The sequence below is a fragment of the Nevskiales bacterium genome (genome assembly GCA_035574475.1).
In the GTDB taxonomy this organism is placed as follows: Bacteria; Pseudomonadota; Gammaproteobacteria; order Nevskiales; family DATLYR01; genus DATLYR01.
On record DATLYR010000072.1, the window covers coordinates 1 to 5390 of the forward strand.

Below are 5390 nucleotides of genomic sequence, written 5' to 3' on the forward strand. Positions count from 1 at the left end.
CTGCCGGAGCAGGATGCGCAGGATGCCGGACACCACGTGCTCGACGTCGTCGCGCCGGCTCTTGAGATAGGCGTCCTCCATCTGCTCGAACACCGCCACCAGGGCGTCGCGCTGCAGGCGCAGGGCCCACTCGGCATTGCAGCGGCGCTCGCGGATCAGCGCCACCACCGCGTCCGACAGCGCCCGGTCCTCGAGCATGAGCAGGTGCGTCTCAATGAACGCGGCGATGTCGGCACGCGCGCCGGGCAGCTGCGCACGGATCTGGCGCAACTGTGCCTGCGCCTGCCCGAGCGCCTCGCTGAAGCGCGCCACTTCAGCGTCCACGGCGGACAGCTCGATCGTGTACTCGGGGATGTCCAGGTCGGCGGACTGGATGCGATGCGCGCGGCCGATGGCGATGCCGCGCGAGACGCCGATGCCGGACAGCCACAGGCTCATGCGCGCCTATGCCTCCTCGTCGAAGCGGCGGTTGATCAGGTCCGCGAGCGCGCTCAGGGCCTGCTCGGCGCCCTCGCCCTCGGCGATCAGTCGGATGCGGCTGCCCTGGCCCGCGGCCAGCATCATCACGCCCATGATGCTCTTGCCGCTGACCTCGCGCCCGTTGGCGCCTGCACGCGCCACACGCACCTCGCAGGGGTATTGCGTGGCCAGCGTGACCAGCTTGGCCGCCGCGCGCGCGTGCAGGCCGAGCTTGTTGACGATAGTGACCTCGCGCTCAGGCATCGCTATCCCCATCACGGCATAGCAGGATACCGTCGCGCCCGCTGCTGACCGCGTTGCGCGCCTGTGCCTCGAGGTCCAGCGCCGGATAGTTATAGACGCTCACCAGCATCGGCAGGTTGAGGCCCGCGACCACGCGCGCGTGGCGGCCCTCGGCGATCCGGTTGGCGATGTTGCTCGGGGTCGAGCCGTAGGCGTCGGTCAGGATCAGCACGCCGCCGCCGCGGTCGAGACGCTCGACCAGACGCGCGCCCTGGCGCACCAGCGCGTCGGTGTCGAGCACGCGCTTGACCTCCATGACGTCGGTGGGCAGCGGTGGCGCACCCATGACCTCGGTCACGGTGCCAAGCAGGTCGTGACCCAGGCGCGCGTGCGTAACCAGCAGGACGGCGACACTCATGAAAGCTCGCTGTGGCGGACGAGGACCTGTGGATAGTGCTTGCGGAAGCGTTCGGCCAGGTTCTCGACCAGGTAGACCGAGCGATGCCGCCCGCCGGTGCAGCCGACCGCGACCGTGACGTAGGCGCGATTCTCGGCGCGGAAGCGGGGCAGCCACTTTTCCAGGTAGTCGCCGATGTCCTTCAGCATCTCGCGCACGTCGGGCTTGGCCTCCAGGAACTCGCGTACGGCGCGGTCGTGGCCGGTCAGCGGCCGCAGGCGGTCCTCCCAGTGCGGGTTGGGCAGGCAGCGCACGTCGAACACGAAATCCACGCCCTCCGGCACGCCGTTTTTGAAGCCGAAGGACTGGAACAGGATCGACAGGCTGCCGGGCTCGGCACCCTGCATGCGCGTGCGGATCAGTTCGCGCAGCTGGTGCACGTTGGTGTGGCTGGTGTCGAGCAGCAAATCCGCCATCCTCGCGATCGGCTGCAGCAGGCGGCGCTCCTTCTCGATCGCCTCGCGCAGCGGCGTCTTGGCGTCGCTCAGCGGGTGCTTGCGGCGGGTTTCGCTGTAGCGCCGCAGCAGCGTCTCGGTGTCGGCCTCGAAGAACCATACGCTGACGTCGACGCCGGCCTCGCGCAGCGAGGCGATGCGTTCCGGGAACAGATGAATGCCGCGCTCACGCGCGCGCGCGTCCACCCCGACCGCCAGGCGCTCGAAGTTGCGGTCTTGCTCGCGCACCACGTCGGCGGTAAACGTACGCAACAGCGACAGAGGGATGTTGTCGATACAGTAGTAGTCCAAGTCCTCGAGCATGTTCAGCGCCACGGTCTTGCCGGCGCCGGACAGGCCGCTGACGACGATCAGTTTCATGCCACGGCCAGGCCCCGCTCAGGCGGCCGCGGCGGGAGCGTAGCTGACCAGCAAAGCGTGCAGCTGGCGCGGATCGTTGGTGGCGCGCGCCTTGGCGCAAAAGCCCTCGTCGAGGAACATCTCGGCCAGCTGCGCCAGGATCTTCAGGTGTTCCTCGTTGCAGTTCTGCGGCACCAGGAGGCCGAACACCAGATCCACCTTCTGGTTGTCGTTGGCTTCGTAGTCCACGCCCTCACCGCCGATGCGCAGGAAGGCGCCAACGCTGTTCTCGATCCCGCGCACGCGTCCGTGCGGGATGGCCACGCCGCCGCCCAGGCCCGTGCTGCCCAGCTTCTCGCGACTGGAGAGGCTGCCGAGGATGTCTTCTTGCGCGAGCGCCGGGGCGCCGATGGCCAGCAGCCGGCTGATCTCCTCCAGTGCACGCTTCTTGCTGTGGAGGCTGGCCTGGAACTGCACCCGCTCGGGGCTGATGATGTCGGCGATGTTCATGATTCTGGTCCTGCTCCGATTCGGTGGCTGAAATGAAACGCCCCCGGCGGGAAGCACCGGGGGCGCGGGATCAGTGCCGGCGGTGGCCTTGCTCGGGATGGTGGTCCTTGCGCTTTTCCTTGAACTTGCAGATCTGCCGGTCGAGCTTGTCCATCAGCCGGTCGATTGCGGCATACATGTCCGGCTGGACCTCCTGAGCATGCAGGGTAGCGCCGCGTACGTGCAGCGTGGCCTCGGCCTTGTGGCGCAGTTTCTCGACCGTGAGGATCACGTTGGCGTCGATCAGGTGGTCGAAATGCCGTTCGATACGCTGCATCTTGGTGGTGACGAAGTTGCGCAGCGCTTCGGTCACGTCAACGTGGTGGCCGGAAATCTGCAGATTCATGATGCCTCCTTGACGGTTGCGTGGGTTTTCACCCGGGCCGGCGCCGTTCGTGCGAGGGCGGGATGTGCAGCTCCTCGCGGTACTTGGCGACCGTGCGCCGGGCAATGCGGATGCCGCCCTGCAGCAGCAGCTCGGCAAGCCGGCTGTCGCTCAGGGGGTCGGTGGGGGATTCCTGCTGGATCAGGCGCTTGATCATGGCCTGGATGGCGGTGGCCGAGGCGCTGCCGCCGGTGGTGGTCTGGACGTGGCTGGAGAAGAAGTACTTGAGTTCGTACAGCCCGCGGGGGGTGTGCATGTACTTGTTGGCGATCGCGCGCGACACCGTGGATTCGTGCACGCCCAGTTGGGCGGCGACATCGCGCAGAACCAGCGGCTTCATGGCCTCTTCGCCGTACTCCAGAAAGGCCCTTTGTTCCTCCACTATACACTGAGACACGCGCAGCAGGGTTTCGTTCCGGCTCTTCAGGCTGTTGAGGAAATAGCGCGCCTCCTGCAGGTGCTGCTTGAGCGTCTGCTGGTCCGTGCTCTGGTCGGCACGCCGCACCAGCCGCAGGTACTCCGGGTTGATGCGCAGGCGCGGGGTAATGTCGGGGTTGAGGCTGACGCGCCAGCGGTCCTTGTGTCGAGTGACGAACACCTCCGGTACCACGTACTGGGATTCCGGCTGGCTGAAGGGCGTGCCGGGGCGCGGCTGCAGGCTCTGCAGCAGGCGGATGCCGGCCTGCAGCGCATCCGCTCCGATTTGCAGGCGGCGCTGCAGCAGCGTGTGGTCGTGCGCGGCCAGCATTTCCAGGCACTCGGGTGCGGCCAGGCGCAGGGCCGCGGCGCGACCGGGCGCGCTGGCCGGCAGCTGGCGCAGCTGCAGCGTCAGGCACTCGGACAGCGAGCGTGCGCCGACACCCGGCGGGTCGAAATCCTGGATGACGGCGAGCACGGCTTCGATCTCGGCGCGCGTCGCCTGCAGACTGTCCTGCAGCCGCTCGGCTACCGCGTCCCAGTCTTCCAGGTAGCCATCGTCGTTGATGGCGTCCAGCAGGTGCGAGGCGATCTCCGCCTGCTGCGGGGTGAACGGGTGCACGCCGGCCTGCCACTGCAGGTGCTCCCGCAGGCTGGGGGGGCGATGACGGTTGGCCTCGAGGTATTCGCGCAGCGCTTCGCCGTCCTCGCCGGCGGCGGCCGGCGGTTCGCTGCCGTAGATATCGTCCCACTCGGCATCGACCGGCAGCTCGTCCGGGATGTCCTCGCTCAGCTCGGCGACTGCGGGCTCGTCGTCGCCCTCGCCGCCGGCTGGCTCGTTTTCTGCCTCGACCGGGTCGTCGGCGATGGGCTCGCCCTCGGTCGCCTCGTCCAGCCGCTCGAGCATGAGGTTGCTGTCCAGCAGTTGCTGGATTTCCTGCTGCAGATCGAGCGTGGACAGCTGCAGCAGGCGGATGGCCTGCTGCAGGGCCGGCGTCATGGCCAGCTGCTGTCCCAGACGGAGCGCGACCGATTGCTTCATCCGCGTTGGCAGTTCCTGCCGGTTCTCGGGGGTGTGCGACGGGCCGTGCCCGTGACCCGATTATAGGCGCTCGGCCCGGCGGCCGATACAAAAATCGTGCCGAAAGGCGGATCCAGCCCGAAAGCCGGTCCGGAAGGCTGCTGTGCCCGGCCGGGCCTGGGGTGCGGGCCGATGCCCACGCAACGTGCAGTTACAGCCGGAAGTCCTCGCCCAGATAGACCTGGCGCACGGTTTCGTTGGCGAGGATCGCCTGCGGCGCGCCCTCGGCGATCACGTGGCCGTTGCTGAGGATGTAGGCGCGCGAACAGATGCCGAGCGTCTCGCGCACGTTGTGGTCGGTGATCAGCACGCCGATGTTGCGCGCCTGCAGGTGCTGCACGATCTTGCGGATGTCGATGACCGAGATCGGGTCGACGCCGGCAAAGGGTTCGTCGAGCAGAATGAAGCGCGGATTGGCGGCCAGCGCGCGGGCGATCTCGACGCGGCGGCGCTCGCCGCCGGACAACGAGATGCCGAGGCTGTTGCGGATATGCGGGATGTGCAGTTCCTCGAGCAGCTGCTCGAGCTCGGCCTGGCGCGCCCGGCGGTGCAGGTCGCGGCGGGTCTCGAGGATGGCGAGGATGTTTTCTTCCACCGTCAGCTTGCGGAACACCGAGGCTTCCTGCGGCAGGTAGCCGATGCCGAGCCGCGCGCGCGCGTGCATCGGCAGGTGGGTGATGTCTTCGCCGCCGAGCAGGATACGGCCGGCGTCCGCGGGCAGCAGTCCGGTGATCAGATAGAAGGCCGTGGTCTTGCCGGCGCCATTGGGCCCCAGCAGGCCGACTACCTCGCCGGTGGCGACCTGCAGCGACACGTCCTGCACCACGGCGCGCTTGCCGTAGCGCTTGGCCAGGTGATAGGCCGCGAGGACGACCTGGCCGTTGCCGCCGTCAGCGCTCACGGCCGCGTGTCCTGGGGCTGCTGCTGCGGCTCGATCACGATCTGCACCCGGCCGCCGCGCGCGCCGGGGCCGCTCGCCAGCAGCTTCTTGGCATTGGCGTCGTA

At 68.2% G+C, this 5390-nt stretch carries 8 protein-coding genes; all 8 read right to left on the reverse strand.

Annotation, left to right across the window (positions count from 1 at the left end; all coding sequences use genetic code 11):
• The coding region (locus VNJ47_04020; GenBank protein ID HXG28000.1) for a phosphoenolpyruvate-utilizing N-terminal domain-containing protein at nt 1–438 on the reverse strand (438 nt) is incomplete at its 3' end.
• A gap of 6 nt (nt 439–444) precedes the next feature.
• Nucleotides 445–723 (reverse strand): HPr family phosphocarrier protein, encoded by a 279-nt coding sequence (locus tag VNJ47_04025; GenBank protein ID HXG28001.1) that lies wholly within the window; start codon nt 721–723, stop codon nt 445–447.
• Nucleotides 716–1120, reverse strand: coding sequence for a PTS fructose transporter subunit IIA (locus VNJ47_04030; GenBank protein ID HXG28002.1), 405 nt, complete (start codon nt 1118–1120; stop codon nt 716–718). Before VNJ47_04030 ends, VNJ47_04025 begins: the two co-directional genes overlap by 8 nt.
• Complete coding sequence (rapZ, locus tag VNJ47_04035) at nt 1117–1974, reverse strand: RNase adapter RapZ (GenBank protein ID HXG28003.1); 858 nt, start codon at nt 1972–1974, stop codon at nt 1117–1119. Before rapZ ends, VNJ47_04030 begins: the two co-directional genes overlap by 4 nt.
• A gap of 18 nt (nt 1975–1992) precedes the next feature.
• Nucleotides 1993–2463 carry a PTS sugar transporter subunit IIA gene (locus VNJ47_04040; GenBank protein ID HXG28004.1) on the reverse strand — a complete coding sequence of 157 codons (471 nt, stop codon included), beginning with the start codon at nt 2461–2463 and terminating at the stop codon, nt 1993–1995.
• A 70-nt stretch (nt 2464–2533) separates the two neighbouring features.
• Entirely contained in the window at nt 2534–2848 is a 315-nt protein-coding gene (raiA, locus tag VNJ47_04045) for a ribosome-associated translation inhibitor RaiA (GenBank protein HXG28005.1), read from the reverse strand.
• Between the two features lie 28 nt (nt 2849–2876).
• A complete protein-coding gene (locus VNJ47_04050) occupies nt 2877–4346 on the reverse strand; it encodes an RNA polymerase factor sigma-54 (protein HXG28006.1) in 1470 nt (489 codons plus the stop codon).
• 190 nt (nt 4347–4536) lie between these two features.
• Complete coding sequence (gene lptB, locus VNJ47_04055; GenBank protein ID HXG28007.1) at nt 4537–5286, reverse strand: LPS export ABC transporter ATP-binding protein; 750 nt, start codon at nt 5284–5286, stop codon at nt 4537–4539.
• Nucleotides 5287–5390: the final 104 nt, after the last annotated feature.

Bases quoted from the DNA above. Each gene is read 5' to 3' on its own strand.
- VNJ47_04025 (HXG28001.1), bottom strand. From the start codon at position 723: ATGCCTGAGCGCGAGGTCACTATCGTCAACAAGCTCGGCCTGCACGCG.
- VNJ47_04030 (HXG28002.1), bottom strand. From the start codon at position 1,120: ATGAGTGTCGCCGTCCTGCTGGTTACGCACGCGCGCCTGGGTCACGAC.
- rapZ (HXG28003.1), bottom strand. From the start codon at position 1,974: ATGAAACTGATCGTCGTCAGCGGCCTGTCCGGCGCCGGCAAGACCGTG.
- VNJ47_04040 (HXG28004.1), bottom strand. From the start codon at position 2,463: ATGAACATCGCCGACATCATCAGCCCCGAGCGGGTGCAGTTCCAGGCC.
- raiA (HXG28005.1), bottom strand. From the start codon at position 2,848: ATGAATCTGCAGATTTCCGGCCACCACGTTGACGTGACCGAAGCGCTG.
- VNJ47_04050 (HXG28006.1), bottom strand. From the start codon at position 4,346: ATGAAGCAATCGGTCGCGCTCCGTCTGGGACAGCAGCTGGCCATGACG.